Origin of the sequence: Cnuibacter physcomitrellae (genome assembly GCF_014640535.1) — a bacterium.
GTDB classification, from domain to species: Bacteria; Actinomycetota; Actinomycetes; order Actinomycetales; family Microbacteriaceae; genus Cnuibacter; species Cnuibacter physcomitrellae.
In genome coordinates, this window is the sequence record NZ_BMHD01000001.1 from 3,336,900 (window position 1) to 3,350,819 (window position 13,920).

Annotated in this window: 13 protein-coding genes; 9 read left to right on the forward strand and 4 right to left on the reverse strand. The window is 72.2% G+C overall.

What is annotated here, in order from left to right; translation table 11 throughout:
- The 3 genes from IEX69_RS15650 (at position 1) to IEX69_RS15660 (ending at position 3,180) form a co-directional block, all read left to right on the forward strand.
- Entirely contained in the window at positions 1 to 747 is a 747-nt protein-coding gene (locus IEX69_RS15650; RefSeq protein WP_085018457.1) for a cytochrome c biogenesis CcdA family protein, read from the forward strand.
- Positions 731 to 2,590: a cytochrome c biogenesis protein ResB gene (resB, locus tag IEX69_RS15655; protein ID WP_373284480.1), complete on the forward strand. Its 1,860-nt coding sequence runs from the start codon at positions 731 to 733 to the stop codon at positions 2,588 to 2,590. The genes IEX69_RS15650 and resB overlap by 17 nt, the downstream gene beginning before the upstream one ends.
- Before the next feature lie 260 nt (positions 2,591 to 2,850).
- Positions 2,851 to 3,180 carry a PGPGW domain-containing protein gene (locus IEX69_RS15660; RefSeq protein WP_085018459.1) on the forward strand — a complete coding sequence of 110 codons (330 nt, stop codon included), beginning with the start codon at positions 2,851 to 2,853 and terminating at the stop codon, positions 3,178 to 3,180.
- 397 nt (positions 3,181 to 3,577) lie between these two features.
- On the opposite strand, the gene IEX69_RS15665 is transcribed toward IEX69_RS15660, so the two are convergent.
- Positions 3,578 to 5,080, reverse strand: a complete 1,503-nt coding sequence (locus tag IEX69_RS15665; RefSeq protein ID WP_085018461.1) for a catalase — start codon at positions 5,078 to 5,080, stop codon at positions 3,578 to 3,580.
- Between the two features lie 32 nt (positions 5,081 to 5,112).
- A complete protein-coding gene (locus IEX69_RS15670; RefSeq protein ID WP_229756382.1) occupies positions 5,113 to 5,553 on the reverse strand; it encodes a Fur family transcriptional regulator in 441 nt (146 codons plus the stop codon).
- An 82-nt stretch (positions 5,554 to 5,635) separates the two neighbouring features.
- On the opposite strand from IEX69_RS15670, the gene ccsB reads away from it, so the two are divergent.
- On the forward strand, positions 5,636 to 6,703 hold the full coding sequence (ccsB, locus tag IEX69_RS15675; RefSeq protein ID WP_229756383.1) for a c-type cytochrome biogenesis protein CcsB: 1,068 nt from the start codon (positions 5,636 to 5,638) through the stop codon (positions 6,701 to 6,703).
- A gap of 82 nt (positions 6,704 to 6,785) precedes the next feature.
- Here the strand turns inward: ccsB and IEX69_RS15680 are convergent, their stop codons facing one another.
- Positions 6,786 to 7,781: an o-succinylbenzoate synthase gene (locus IEX69_RS15680; protein WP_085018464.1), complete on the reverse strand. Its 996-nt coding sequence runs from the start codon at positions 7,779 to 7,781 to the stop codon at positions 6,786 to 6,788.
- A gap of 85 nt (positions 7,782 to 7,866) precedes the next feature.
- Here IEX69_RS15680 and IEX69_RS15685 point away from each other — a divergent pair, with 85 nt between their 5' ends.
- From IEX69_RS15685 to IEX69_RS15695, 3 genes are all read left to right on the forward strand, one after another.
- Positions 7,867 to 8,784 carry a 1,4-dihydroxy-2-naphthoyl-CoA synthase gene (locus IEX69_RS15685; RefSeq protein ID WP_085018466.1) on the forward strand — a complete coding sequence of 306 codons (918 nt, stop codon included), beginning with the start codon at positions 7,867 to 7,869 and terminating at the stop codon, positions 8,782 to 8,784.
- A 16-nt stretch (positions 8,785 to 8,800) separates the two neighbouring features.
- The gene (locus tag IEX69_RS15690) at positions 8,801 to 10,030 is read left to right on the forward strand and encodes an AMP-binding protein (protein ID WP_229756438.1); all 1,230 of its coding nucleotides are present in this window, start codon (positions 8,801 to 8,803) and stop codon (positions 10,028 to 10,030) included.
- A gap of 99 nt (positions 10,031 to 10,129) precedes the next feature.
- Positions 10,130 to 11,158: a 1,4-dihydroxy-2-naphthoate polyprenyltransferase gene (locus tag IEX69_RS15695; RefSeq protein WP_085018470.1), complete on the forward strand. Its 1,029-nt coding sequence runs from the start codon at positions 10,130 to 10,132 to the stop codon at positions 11,156 to 11,158.
- Positions 11,159 to 11,164: 6 nt separating this feature from the next.
- On the opposite strand, the gene IEX69_RS15700 is transcribed toward IEX69_RS15695, so the two are convergent.
- Positions 11,165 to 11,515 carry a DUF4229 domain-containing protein gene (locus tag IEX69_RS15700; RefSeq protein ID WP_085018472.1) on the reverse strand — a complete coding sequence of 117 codons (351 nt, stop codon included), beginning with the start codon at positions 11,513 to 11,515 and terminating at the stop codon, positions 11,165 to 11,167.
- A 94-nt stretch (positions 11,516 to 11,609) separates the two neighbouring features.
- Between IEX69_RS15700 and IEX69_RS15705 the strand changes: the two genes are divergently transcribed.
- Positions 11,610 to 11,966: a PLD nuclease N-terminal domain-containing protein gene (locus tag IEX69_RS15705; protein WP_085018474.1), complete on the forward strand. Its 357-nt coding sequence runs from the start codon at positions 11,610 to 11,612 to the stop codon at positions 11,964 to 11,966.
- The gene (gene menD, locus IEX69_RS15710; protein WP_085018476.1) at positions 11,963 to 13,708 is read left to right on the forward strand and encodes a 2-succinyl-5-enolpyruvyl-6-hydroxy-3-cyclohexene-1-carboxylic-acid synthase; all 1,746 of its coding nucleotides are present in this window, start codon (positions 11,963 to 11,965) and stop codon (positions 13,706 to 13,708) included. Before IEX69_RS15705 ends, menD begins: the two co-directional genes overlap by 4 nt.
- Positions 13,709 to 13,920: the final 212 nt, after the last annotated feature.

Genomic DNA, 13,920 nt, shown 5'->3' on the forward strand with positions numbered 1-13,920 from the left:
GTGGCCAACCCGTTCGCCGAGATCATCCTGAACGGACAGCTGCTGCTCGCGATCCCCGTGGCGCTGCTGGCCGGCCTGGTCTCCTTCGCGTCGCCCTGCGTGCTCCCGCTCGTGCCCGGCTACCTGGCGTACGTCGGTGGGATGACGACGACGAGCGAGATGAAGCAGGGGCGGCGCAGGCTGGTCCTCGGCATCGCCCTCTTCATCCTCGGGTTCTCGGCGGTGTTCCTGGCCTACTCGGCCGTGTTCGGCGCCCTCGGCACATGGTTGATCGTCTGGCAGGATCTCGTCACCCGCATCATGGGCGTCGTCGTCATCGCCCTCGGGGTCGTCTTCATCGGGCAGTTCAGCTTCCTGCAGCGCACCATCCGCCCCTCGTGGCGGCCGGCCACGGGGCTCGCGGGCGCCCCCATCCTCGGCATCGTCTTCGGCCTCGGCTGGACGCCGTGCATCGGCCCCACCCTCGGTGCGATCCAGGCGCTCGGACTCACGTCCGGGTCCGCCTGGACGGCGATGCTCCTCGGCCTCTTCTACTGCATCGGGCTCGGCGTGCCCTTCCTGCTGGTCGCCCTCGGGCTCAACTGGGTCACCGGGTCGGTCGCGTTCCTGAAGCGCCACATCCGCGTGATCAACATCGTCGGCGGCGCGCTGCTGGTGGCGATCGGACTGCTGATGGTGACCGGTGTCTGGACGACGTGGATGCTCTCCCTGCAGGGGGTGATCGGCGGCTTTGTCACGCCCATCTGATTACGCCGACTCCTCCGAGCGGATCGGCGACGGGCCGCGCCCGCGCGGTTCGGGCGGCGGCTCCGGCGGTCGGGGCTCCGGCGACGGTTCCGGTTCCGGTTCCGGGTCCGACGACATCAACCAGCCCCGGCTCGGCCCGATCGGCTGGCTCCGCTGGTTCTGGCGCCAGCTCACCAGCATGCGGACGGCGCTCTTCCTGCTCCTGCTGCTGGCGCTCGCGGCGGTGCCGGGCTCGCTGGTGCCCCAGCGCTCCAGCGACCCCAACGGCGTGACGCAGTACTTCGTCGACAATCCCGACCTCGCGCCCTTCCTCGACAAGCTGCAGGTGTTCGACACCTACTCGTCGGTCTGGTTCTCCGCGATCTACCTGCTGCTGTTCATCTCCCTGATCGGCTGCATCCTCCCGCGCACCAAGCACCACTTCGATGCGATGCGCGCGAAGCCGCCGAAGACGCCGGCCCGCCTGTCCCGCCTCGCCGGGTTCACCACGCGCGACATCCCCGCCCAGGGCGACGGTGACGAGCGGTCCGCTGCGTCCGTCATCGACTCGGCCCGGGCGGTCCTCAAGCGCTCGCGCTACCGCACCGTGATGTTCACGGGGTCGGATGCGCGCACCGGCCGGGAGACCGTCTCGGTGTCCGCGGAGCGCGGCTACCTGCGCGAGACGGGGAACCTGGTGTTCCACGCCTCGCTCGTGGGCGTGCTGGCGGCGGTGGCCGTCGGAGGAAGCCTCGGCTACAGCGGGCAGCGCGTGCTGGTCGAGGGGCAGACGTTCGTGAACACGCTGCTGGCCTACGACTCGTTCAATCCGGGCCGCTTCTTCTCGGAGGGCGAGCTCGACCCGTACACGCTCACCCTCGACTCGTTCGACGCCACGTACGAGACCGAGTCCATCCGCGCCTTCGGGCAGCCGCTCGACTACTCGGCGAACGTCTCGACCACGGAGGGCGGCGACGACAGCACGGGCGAGATCAAGGTGAACAGCCCGCTGAAGATCGGCGGCACCGACGTCTACCTCCTCGGAAACGGGTACGCCCCGACGATCACCGTGCGCGACCCCTCCGGCGCGGTCGTCTACACCGACTCCGTGCCGTTCCTCCCGCAGGATGCGGCGCTCACCTCGCTCGGCGTCATCAAGGTGCCCGACGGGCTGTCGACGCAGGTCGGTCTGATCGGCTTCTTCTACCCGACGCAGGCCCAGTCCGACACCGGCGCGTTCTACTCGTCGTTCCCCGACCTCGAGTACCCGGTGCTCACGCTCAACGTCTACGGCGGCGACCTCGGCCTCGACGCCGGCGTCCCCACCTCCGTCTACTCGCTCGACACCGACACGATGACGCAGCTCGCCGGCACCGACTCCGCCACGGCCGCCCTGCAGCTGCAGCCCGGTCAGACGGCCGACCTGCCCGACGGACTCGGCACGGTCACGTTCGACGGGGTGAAGCGGTTCGCGTCGTTCGACATCCATCACGACGCCGCGCAGGGCTGGGTGCTCGCCTTCGCGATCCTCATCGTCGCGGGGCTGCTCACCTCGCTGTTCGTGCCCCGCCGACGGGTGTGGGTGAAGGCCACGGAGCGCGCCGACGGCAGCGTGCACGTGGAGTACGCCGGCCTCGCCCGCGGCGACGACCCGCGCCTTGCCGACGCCGTCGCCGCGCTCGCCGAGCGCCACGCCGCCGCGCTCGGGCTCGCCCCGTCCGCGGCGGGCGAGCCGGGCCCCGATGCGGGTGCGCCGCGTTCTGCGGAAGGGGGTGCGTCGCGTCTTGCCGACGGAGGTGCGCCGCGCAGCGCGACCGAGGACGAGCCTTCGGGCGACGAGCCGGGCGCGGGCTCGGAGCGGTAGCGGGGACGTCGCGCGCGGGTCACGCCGCGATCCGACGCGGACGCCTCGCATCTTGCCGACGCGGGTTCGCTGCGCTCCGCGGAGTGGGCCGCCGCGACCCACGGCCGAGGACGAGCCTTCGGGCGACGAGCCGGGCGCGGGCTCGGGGCGGTAGCGGGGACGCCGCGCGCGGATCGCGCCGCGACGTCGACGTGCGCCGCGATGGCCGAGCGGCGGCCGGCTCTCAGCCCATCCGGGGCTCGGCGACGTAGCGTGCCCGCATGGATGCAGGAGCGAGACGGACGGCGGGGAACGTGGCGGCGGGAGCCCGTCGTGTGGCGGGAGGCGCGCGCGAGCGCATCCGCTCCGTGCCTGCGGCCGACCGTGTCTACCGCACGGGCGTCGGGGTCGTGGGTGGCGGCACGGTGCTCCTCGGTCTCGCGCTGATCCCGCTCCCCGGGCCGGGCAGCCTCATCGCGCTCGGCGGGGTGGCCCTCCTCGGCACGGAGTTCGAGCCCGCCCGCCGGGTGAGCGTGAAGGCGAACGCGGCCGCGCGCCGCGCCGCCGCCGCGGTGAAGGACCGCCGCGCCCGCCGCCGCGAGCAGGCCTGAGCGCCGACCGCGCCACCCCGACACCGAAAAAGGCGAAGCCCGGCGTATACCGCGGGGCTTCGCCCGTATCGGTGCTGAAGCGACGGTCTCTCGCCGGTGTCGCGGTTCCTCGTCACGAGAAACGGTCACGTCCCGCCGTATTTGCGAGGCTTGACCGTATTCCGTGACCAGGGACCGCCGCCGCGCCACCTCGACGCCGAGACCCGAGGCGCTGGCCGCGCCGCCGCGCCACCTCGACACTGAAACGGGCGAAGCCCGGCGTATGTGCAGGGGCTTCGCCCGTTTCGGTGCTGAGGCGACGGCGTCTCGCCGGGTGTCGCAGTTCCTCGTCACGAGAAACGGTCAAGCCCCGCCGTATTCGCGGGGCTTGACCGTATTCCGTGACGAGCGTCGGGCTCTACGCCGTGGGGATGCCCACCTGCTCGGCCGAGACGTCCGCGCCGGGCGCCGACGGGTCGAGCTCGGCCGCCACGCGCAGCGACAGCGTCGCGTCGACGTTGTGCCAGTACTCGAGCACCCGCTGACGCAGCGACGGGATGGTCACCTTCGAGACGTGCCCCGCGATGTTCGAGACGAGGCGGTCGCGGGCGGCGTCGTCGAGCACGTCGCGCACGAGGGTGCCCGCCTGTCCGAAGTCGTCGTCGTCGCGGTGGAGGGTGGCGGCGGCGCGCACGAGCTCGCCGTCCGACTCCCAGCCGTAGCCCTCGCCGGCCCGAGCCGCGTCCGCGTGCGGGCCGCCGAACGAGTTGGGCGCGTAGACCGGGGTCGCCGAGGAGTTGAAGTCGTAGCGCATCGCACCGTCCTTCGAGTAGGTGTGCACCGGCGCCTTCGGCGCGTTCACCGGCAGCTGCGCGTGGTTGGTGCCGACGCGGTAGCGGTGGGCGTCCGCGTAGCTGAAGATGCGCGCGAGCAGCATCTTGTCGGGGCTCGCCGCGATGCCGGGCACGAAGTTCGACGGCGCGAACGCGGCCTGCTCGATCTGCGCGAAGTAGTTCTCCGGGTTGCGGTCGAGGCGCATGGTGCCGACCTCGATCAGGGGGTAGTCCGCGTGCGGCCACACCTTCGTGAGGTCGAACGGGTTGAAGCGGTAGTCCGCCGCATCGGCGTACGGCATGACCTGCACCGACAGCGTCCAGGTCGGGTGCTCGCCGCGGCCGATCGCGGTCGACAGGTCGCGGATGTGGAAGTCGGCGTCCTCGCCCGCGATCTGGTCGGCCTGCGCCTGGGTGAGGATCTCGTTGCCCTGGTCGGTCTTGAAGTGGTACTTGACCCAGAAGCGCTCGCCGGCGGCGTTGATCCACTGGTACGTGTGCGAGCCGAAGCCGTCCATGTGCCGCCAGGAGGCGGGCAGGCCGCGGTCTCCCATGAGCCACGTCACCTGGTGGGCCGACTCGGGCTGCAGGGTCCAGAAGTCCCACTGCATGTCGTGGTCGCGCAGGTGGGTGCCGGGCAGGCGCTTCTGCGAGCGGATGAAGTCGGGGAACTTGATGCCGTCGCGGATGAAGAACACCGGCGTGTTGTTGCCGACGAGGTCGTAGTTGCCCTCGTCCGTGTAGAACTTGATCGCGAACCCGCGGGGATCGCGCCAGGTGTCGGGGCTGCCCTGCTCGCCGGCGACGGTGGAGAAGCGCACCAGGAGATCGGTCGTGGCGCCCTTCTGGAACAGGGAGGCCGAGGTGAACTGGCTGACGTCGCCCGTCGTCGTGAACGACCCGAAGGCTCCGCCGCCCTTCGCGTGGACGACGCGCTCCGGGACGCGCTCGCGGTTGAACTGGGCGAGCTTCTCGACGAGGTAGTGGTCGTGGAGGGCGATCGCGCCGTCCCGTCCCACGCTCATCGAGTGCTGGTCGCTGGCGACCGGGGCGCCGGAGTTGGTGGTGGTGTAGCTGCTGTCGGACATGGGGGTCCTCCTGTTCAGGCGGGTGAGGTGTGTCAGGCACGCACGGGGACGTCCGCCGCCTGGCAGGCGGGGCACAGTCCCCAGAACGTGACCTCGGCCGTCGTGATCGCGTATCCACCGGTCGACGACGGCGTGAGGCAGGGGGCGTCGCCGTGCACGCAGTCGACGTCGTCGACCGCACCGCAGCGGGTGCAGACGACGTGGTGGTGGTTGTCGCCCGTCCGCCGCTCGTACCGGGCGGGGGAGCCCGCCGGTTCGATGCGTCGGAGCAGACCCGCATCCGTCAGTGCGCCGAGCACCACGTACACCGCCTGGAGGGAGGTGCCGGGCAGGTCGCCGGCGATGGCCCGGAAGACCTCGTCGGCGTCGGCGTGCGGACGCGTCTCGAGCGCGCGCAGCACGGCGATCCGGGGAGCGGTCACCCGCAGCCCGGCCTGCCGGAGCGTCGTCTCGAGGTCGATCACGGGATCCACCCTGCCATCCTTTTATGAACAGTTCAAAAGAACGCGCCGAGCATCCGGTGAACGCCAGGCTCGGAGCGCGTAGCATCCTAGTGTGACGCAGACCCTCGACGAGATCTCCCTCATCCTCATCTACTCGGCCATGGCCGTGTATGCGCTCGCGTTCATCGCGTTCGCGCTGGATCTCGCCAAGCGCTCCAGCGAGGTGAAGCGTCAGGAGCTGGGGACGGCGGCGGGTGAGTCCGCCGAGGTGCCCGTGGTCGCGGGCGTGAGCACCGCATCCGGCGCCGTGCTGAACCCCGCGTCGGCCGGCGCCGTGACGGCCGCGCCGCAGCGCGGCACGGGCCGCGGCTCCGGTGCGACGGGTGCGAGTGCGACGGCCGCGACGGTCGAGAAGCCCAAGCGCTCGGTGCCGCTGCGGCTGGGCGTCTCGTTCACGATCCTCGGCTTCCTCATCCAGGTCGTCGGCGTCGTCCTCCGCGGCATCGCGGCCGACCGCGTGCCGTGGGCCAACATGTACGAGTTCTCGATCACCGGCACGGCCATCATCGTCGGCGTCTTCCTGCTCGTGCTGCTCCGCCAGGACCTGCGGTTCCTCGGCACGTTCGTCCTGGGCCTCATCCTCATCCTGCTGGGCGTCGCGACCGTCAACTACTACGTGCCCGTGTCGCCCCTGCAGCCGGCGCTGCAGTCGGCGTGGCTCGTCATCCACGTGCTCGTCGCGATCATCGGCACGGCGTTCTTCTCGCTCGGCGGCGCACTCAGCGTGATGCAGCTGTTCCAGACCAGGGGAGACGTGCTCTCGCGCGCGGCCACGGCGATGAAGCTGCGGTTTCTCCGCACGATGCCCGACGCCGACACGCTCGAGCGTCTCGCGTACCGCGTGAACATCGTGGGCTTCGTGCTCTGGACCTTCACGCTCATCGCCGGTGCGATCTGGGCCGAGCGGGCCTGGGGTCGCTACTGGGGTTGGGACACCAAGGAGGTCTGGACCTTCATCATCTGGGTGATCTACGCCGGCTACATCCACGCGCGGGCGACCCGCGGCTGGCGCGGCTCGCGCTCGGCGTGGCTGGCGATCATCGGGTTCGCGGCCGTGCTGTTCAACTTCGGCGTGGTGAACGTCTTCTTCAAGGGCCTGCACGCCTACTCCGGCCTCTGATCGGCGGTCCTCCCGCCCGTCCCCTCCCTGATCCGTCACTCTCTGCGAGTGCGGAGCCGTCTCGCCAGCGGACAGTGACGGATCAGGCAACAGCGGCGAGGAGGGCGTGGGAGCGGGCGACGCGGGCGCGCCACCACTCGGCGCGCTCGGGCGAGGCTGCGTAGCGCTCGACGAGCTCGTGATCGAGCTCGGGTCGGCGCACGCGGATGCGACCGCCGCGCGGGACCAGGCTCTCGCGGACGACGTCGCCGGTGAAGAGGTCGACGGTGGCGAGCCCGCAGTCCTGCTCGAGCGACGGCAGCGCGGCGGCGAGCGCCGCGCCCATCGCGATCCCGACGCTCGTCTCGAGCGCGCTCGACACGACGGCGGGGAGTCCCGCCGCTTCGACGATCTCGAGAGCGCGACGCACGCCGCCGAGCGGCTGCGCCTTGATCACGAGCAGGTCAGCGGCCCCGGCGCGAGCCACCGCGAGGGGGTCGGACGCCTTGCGCACGCTCTCGTCGGCGGCGACGGGGATCCCGAGGTCCCGGATGCGGGACCGCACCTGGGCGAGCTCGTCGACGGTCGCGCAGGGCTGCTCGACGTACTCGAGGTCGTAGGGCTCGAGGGTGCGGATGGCGTGCTCCGCCTCGTCGACGTTCCAGCCGCCGTTGGCGTCGAGGCGGAGGCGTCCTTCGGGTCCGAGGATCCTCCGGGTCTCGCGCACGCGGGCGACGTCGTCGTCGAGGGTCTGGCCCTGCTCGGCGACCTTCACCTTCACCGTGCGGCACCCGTCGTAGCGGGACAGCACCTCGGCCACCGCATCCGCGGGGACGGCGGGCAGCGTCGCGTTCACCCAGACCTCGTCGCGGAGTGGCGCCGGCGGCTCCGTCCAGCCGAACTCGATCGTGGCGCGCAGCCAGCTCGCGGCCTCCTCGTCGGCGTACTCCGGGAAGGGGCAGAACTCCGTGGCACCGACCGGACCCTCGAGCACGACGCTCTCGCGGACGGTCTGCCCGCGGAATCGGGTGTGCAGCGGGATCGCGACCACCCGCATCCGGTCGAGGACGTCGTCGAGGGCGGGGAGGCTGCCGGTCATTGCACAAGTCTGTCGCGTCTGCCCGTCCTCCCCAATGTCCGTCGCCGGCCCGGGCGCCCGAGGCCCCGCGCGTAGGCTGAAGAGCATGAGCGCACTGCCCGGAGTCTCCGACATCTTCGACCCCACCCAGTGGCGTGAGGTGCCCGGCTGGGAGGGGCTCACCGACGTCACGTACCACCACGATGTGGAGGGCCGCGTCGCACGCATCGCCTTCGACCGACCCGAGATCCGCAACGCGTTCCGGCCCCACACCGTCGACGAGCTGTACGCCGCGCTCGACGACGCCCGCCAGAACCCCCGCATCGGCGTGGTGCTGCTGACCGGGAACGGCCCGAGCCCGCGCGACGGCGGGTGGGCCTTCTGCAGCGGCGGCGACCAGCGCATCCGCGGCCGCGACGGGTACAAGTACTCGGAGGAGGAGACCGCGGCCGGCATCGACCCCGCTCGTGCAGGGCGGCTCCACATCCTCGAGGTGCAGCGCCTCATCCGCTTCATGCCCAAGGTCGTCATCTGCGTCGTGCCCGGTTGGGCCGCCGGCGGGGGGCACTCCCTCCATGCGGTCGCCGACCTCACGATCGCCAGCGCCGAGCAGGGCCGATTCAAGCAGACCGACGCCGATGTCGGGTCGTTCGACGGCGGGTACGGCAGCGCCTACTACGCGAAGCAGGTCGGTCAGAAGGTGGCTCGCGAGGTCTTCTTCCTCGCCCAGGAGTACAGCGCGCAGCGCGCCTACGAGATGGGCGCGGTCAACGCCGTCGTACCCCACGCCGAGCTCGAGGTGGAGGCGCTCCGGTGGGCGCGCATCATCCTGGGCAAGTCGCCCACGGCGATCCGCATGCTCAAGTACGCCTTCAACGCGGTCGACGACGGCATGGTCGGCCTGCAGGTGTTCGCCGGGGAGGCCACCCGCCTGGCGTACGGCACCGATGAGGCGGTCGAGGGGCGCGACTCCTTCCTCGAGAAGCGGGACCCCGACTTCAGCCGCTTCCCGTACCACTACTGAGGGCGGGGTGGGGTCTGTGCGTCGCCTGGAGGTGATCGACGGGTCGAATCCGCACACCGTCGGCATCGCGCTGCGGGCGGCGCTCTCTCGCGAGGGGCCGGCCATCCTGCCGCGCGAGCGGGCGAAGCTGGGCGAGACGGCGCTGGGTGAGGCGGCGCCGGATGCGATCGGCGGCGATGTCCCGGACGAGGTCGCCCTCCCGGTCGCGCTGGTGGTCGAGACCTCGGGCTCGTCAGGGGCGCCGAAGCGGGTGGCGCTCAGCGCCGACGCCCTGCTCGCCTCGGCCGCCGGATCGGAGTCGGCCCTGGGCGGACCGGGGCAGTGGCTGCTCGCCCTCCCGACGCACTACGTGGCCGGCATCCAGGTGCTGGTGCGGTCGATCGCCGCGGGCACGACGCCGGTCGTCGCGTCCGCCGGCCGGTTCACGGCGCACGGCTTCGTCGACGCGGCGGCGGAGCTCGAGCATCCGGTGCGCTACACCTCGATCGTGCCGGTCCAGCTCGCCCGGCTCGTGGAGGCCGCCGAGCGCGCACCGGAGATCCGCTCCGCCGTCGCGCGGTTCGACGCCCTCCTCGTCGGCGGTCAGGCGCTGTCCCCGGCGCTGGCCGAACGGGCTCGCGCCCTCGGGTTCCGGGTCGTGCGCACGTACGGCTCGAGCGAGACCGCGGGCGGATGCGTCTACGACGGACTCCCGATCGGGCGCACGGTGGTGCGCGAGCGAGGGGGCGAGCTGCAGATCTCGGGCCCGTCGCTGGCGGAGGGATACCTCGACCCCGAGCTCACCGCCGAGCGCTTCCTCGTCGACGAGGGCGTGCGGTGGTATCGCACGGGAGACGCGGGCTCGGTCACCGAGACCGGCGACGCCGTGCACGTGCAGGTGAGCGGACGCCTCGACAACGTCATCATCTCGGGTGGCGTGAAGGTCGCGCTCGACCGGGTCGAACGCCTGGTGCAGGCCGTGCCGGGGTTCGAGCAGGCGGTGGTCGTGGCACGCGACAGCGAGGAGTGGGGTCAGGTCCCGGTCGTGGTGACGGATGCGCGGGTGCCGGTGGGCGCGCTCTGGCGGCTGCGCGACGCCGTCGCCGAGGGGGCGGGCCGCGCCGCGGCCCCCGACGAGATCGTCGAGCTCGAGCGGCTGCCGCGGCTCGCGTCGGGCAAGCCCGACCGTGTCGGCCTCACCCGGACGCTCACCGCATCCGCGGGACCGGGCAGCGACGGCGACGGGGTGACGGAGCCGGGGCCGTGACGGGCCACGGAAGGGCTGCAGGCGCCGGCTCCGCGCCGCTCGGATCGCTCTGCGACGACGCAGGAACGCCGCCAAGCGGTGAGGGCTAGTATTCAGCCGATGTCGAAGACGAAGAAGCGCCCCTCGGGTCACCCCGCGCGCACCGCAGACGGCGGCCGACCCGGTCGCACCGTGAGCGACTCCGGTCGCCAGAACGCCGGCAGCCGCGGTCGCAACGCGGGCCGGTCGGGCGCCACGAAGAAGACGGGGAAGTCGCGGTCAGCGGTCCGGGCGTGGATCTCGGGTGCTCGTCTGCGCACGCTGCCCCTCTCCATCGCGCCGGTCGCGCTCGGCACGGGGGCTGCCATGGTCCCGACGGAGGACATCTCGAAGCTCCGCGTGCTGCTGTGCCTCCTCGTCGCGGTGTTCCTGCAGATCGGCGTGAACTACGCCAACGACTACTCCGACGGCGTCCGGGGCACGGATGCGTTCCGGGTCGGGCCGCCTCGCCTCACCGGATCGGGGGCGGTCAGGCCCCGGACGGTCCTCATCGTGGCGCTGACCTTCTTCGCGCTCGCGGCCGTGTCGGGTCTCGTGGTCGTCGTGCTCACCGGGTACTGGTGGCTGCTCGCGGTCGGAGTCGTCGCCATCCTCGCCGGGTGGTTCTACACCGGCGGCAAGCATCCGTACGGGTACTACGCCCTCGGTGAGCTGTTCGTGTTCGTGTTCTTCGGGCTGGTCGCCACGGCGGGCACCACGTTCATCCTCGCCGGTGAGGTGAACACGGAGTCGTGGCTGGGAGGGATCGCCATCGGTGCGCTGGCCTGCGCCGTGCTCATGGCCAACAACATCCGCGACATCGAGCAGGACAAGCTGGCGAAGAAGCGCACGCTCTCGGTGCTCATCGGCCGGACGGCCTCGCGGGTCGTGTACGTGGTGTGGCTGGTGATCGCGTACGCGGTGCTCGCGTTCCTGTCGCTGCTCTACCCGAAGGCGCCGCTGGTGTTCTTCACCCTGCTGCTCTCCGCGCCGGCGACGGTCATCATGCTCACGGCGAAGACGCCGAAGGAGTTCATCCTGGTGCTGCAGCTCACGAGCTTCTGCGCGCTCGCCTACGGCGTGGGGCTGGGGCTCGCGCTCGGGTACTGACCGCAGCTACTTGGTGTCGGGCTGGTCCTCGACCACCGGCGCGTCGGCGGGGCGCTCGTCGGATCCGCTCGTCTCCGGCTGGTCGTCGACGGCGCGGTCCTCGACGCTCTCGTCCTCCGAGACGCGAGCGGGGGCCGCTGACCTGGCCGAGCGGTTGGCACGGGCGTCGTAGAGGGTCTTCGACGCCTCCTCACGGGGTCGCCGCAGGAAGATGATCGAGATGCACAGGGCGATGATCGCGGCGAGGATGGCCGCCACCCACGGGACGATCTGCAGGAAGAGCAGGAGGGCGAGCACGACCGCGAAGACGCCCAGGCGGATGAGCGAGTACAGGATCCACGTGCGGCCGGAGTTCACCCTGGAATTCTAGGCGGCGCATCCTGAGCGGGCGCTCGGCGGTCGGGCAGCCAACACGCAGTCGGCGCCCGTGAGGCGGGGGTACCATCTGAGCATGGCCCGCCTGCTGCTCGTGCTCGTCATCGTCGTGGTGGCGTTCACGATCTATGCGCTGGTCGACAGCTTGATGCTCCAGAGGGCGCGCATCCGCGGTCTGCCGCGCTGGGCGTGGGCGCTCGTCATCCTCCTGCTGCCTCCGATCGGCGGCGTGCTCTGGTTCCTCATCGGGCGCGGCGCGAAGCGCGGTGCGGCACCTCGCCCTCGTGTGCTGGGCCCCGACGACGACCCCGACTTCCTCGGCACCATGCGCGCCCCCACGCGGTCGCCGAGCGACGACGAGCGTCTCCGCGAGCTCGAGCAGCAGCTGTCCGACATGGACGACGAGCAGGACAACGGTAGAAAAGAACGGTGAGCGTCCCTAGCCCCGCGGCCACGTTCGCGGCTCGGCTGGTCGACGAGCTCTCCCGGCTCGGTGTGCGGCACGCCGTCGTCGCCCCCGGCTCCCGTTCGCAGGCCCTCGCCCTCGCCCTCGCCGATCTCGAGGCGCGCGGCGGCATCACGGTCCACGTCCGCATCGACGAGCGCGACGCGGGGTTCCTCGCCCTGGGGCTCGCGGTCGAGTCGGGGGTGCCGGCCCTCGTGGTGACGACCTCGGGCACCGCGGTGGCGAACCTGCTGCCCGCCGTCGCCGAGGCCTCGCACAGCGGGGTGCCGATGATCGTGCTGAGCGCCGACCGCCCGGCGGCACTCCGCGGGACGGGCTCGAACCAGACGACGTGGCAACCGGGGATGTTCGGGCGGTTCGTGCGGCTGGAGCACGACGTCGCCGCGCCCGACGCGTCCGGGATGCCGGATCCGGTCGCCCTCGCCGCCGCAGCGCACGCGGCCGCGACCGGCACGACCGGCGCGGACGGCACCGTCGGCGCGACGGGCACCGACCCCGGGCCGGTGCATCTCAACCTGCAATTCTCGGAGCCTCTCTCGGGGGAGCTGCTCTCGGATCTCCCGGTGCGGCCCGCCCTCGCCTCATCCTCTCCCCGCGCGTCGGCCGCCCGCCCGGCCGTGGAGGTCCGGTCGTCGCTGCATCTCGCGCGGGGTCCGCGCACCGTGGTGATCGCCGGGCACGGGGCGGGCGAGGGCGCTGCCGCGCTCGCCGCATCCGCCGGGTGGCCGCTGCTGGCCGAGGTGTCGAGCGGATCGCGCTTCGGTCCCGACCTCGTCGTCGCCTACCGCGAGCTGCTCTCCGACGCCGAGTTCGGCGGTCGGGTCGAGCGCGCGGTCGTGTTCGGGCATCCCACCCTCTCGCGGCAGGTGCCCGCCCTGCTGGCGCGTCCGGACGTGGAGGTCGTCGTCGTCCGGGGCGCGGGCGAGCCCGTCGTCCCCCGACCGGATGCGGTGGTCGTCGATGCGCTCGACGCCGACCCGTTCGACCGGTCCGACAGAGAGGCACGCGCCTGGCTGGGCAGCTGGGTCTTCGCGAGCCGAGCCCTGGTCGACGCTGCGGACGACGACATCGCGTCCGTGGGCGAGGTGGAGGCCGGCACCTGGGACCTCGCCGACCGCCGGGACTACGCGAAGGGGGAGCTCGCCGCCCTCCGCGCCCCGATCACACGACGCACGCTGGGCCTCGCCGTGTGGCGGGCGAGCTGGCCGCACGACCGCCTGCTGCTCGGCGCGTCCCGGCTCATCCGCGAGCTCGACGCGGCGGCGCCCGGCAAGCGGATCCCCGTGCACGCCAACCGCGGCCTCGCCGGCATCGACGGGACGGTGTCGACCGCGATGGGGATCGCCGTCGCCTCCCAGTCCGCGGATGCGCGCGGCGTCGGTGTGACCCGGGTGCTCCTCGGCGACCTCGCGCTCCTGCACGATGCGGGCGGGCTGCTCGTGCCGAGGGGCGAGAGGCGTCCCCGGGTGCAGGTCATCGTCGGGAACGACGGCGGGGGCACGATCTTCGACGGGCTCGAGGTGGCGGCAAGCGCCGACCCGGGCGCCTTCGACCGCCTGATGTACACCCCGCACGACGTCGACCTCGCGTCCCTCGCCGCCGCCTACGGCTGGCAGCACCAGCGCGTCCCCGGCCGCGGCGCCCTCGACCAGGCCCTCGCGAGCCCTCCTCCTGGCCTGAGCCTCCTCGAGGTCCCCCTCTCCCGCTGACCTGCCCCGCCCTGTCCTCCACCGCGGGGGTGCGGTGCGGGGGCGCGGTGCGGGCTCCGACGCGGGGCCGCGGCGCGCTGTCGGCGCTGCTCACGCTGTTCGCGCGGTCCGGCTGCCGGTGCCAACTCCGGACTTTCGCGCCGCCGCGCCGCCGGAAGTCCGGAGTTGGCTCGTATCCGCCTGAATCTCCGGAGTTGTCCCAGGCCTGGGAA

Bases quoted from the DNA above. Each gene is read 5' to 3' on its own strand.
- IEX69_RS15660 (WP_085018459.1), top strand. From the start codon at position 2,851: ATGGATGCAGGAGCGAGACGGACGGCGGGGAACGTGGCGGCGGGAGCC.
- IEX69_RS15665 (WP_085018461.1), bottom strand. From the start codon at position 5,080: ATGTCCGACAGCAGCTACACCACCACCAACTCCGGCGCCCCGGTCGCC.
- IEX69_RS15680 (WP_085018464.1), bottom strand. From the start codon at position 7,781: ATGACCGGCAGCCTCCCCGCCCTCGACGACGTCCTCGACCGGATGCGG.
- IEX69_RS15685 (WP_085018466.1), top strand. From the start codon at position 7,867: ATGAGCGCACTGCCCGGAGTCTCCGACATCTTCGACCCCACCCAGTGG.
- IEX69_RS15695 (WP_085018470.1), top strand. From the start codon at position 10,130: ATGTCGAAGACGAAGAAGCGCCCCTCGGGTCACCCCGCGCGCACCGCA.
- IEX69_RS15705 (WP_085018474.1), top strand. From the start codon at position 11,610: ATGGCCCGCCTGCTGCTCGTGCTCGTCATCGTCGTGGTGGCGTTCACG.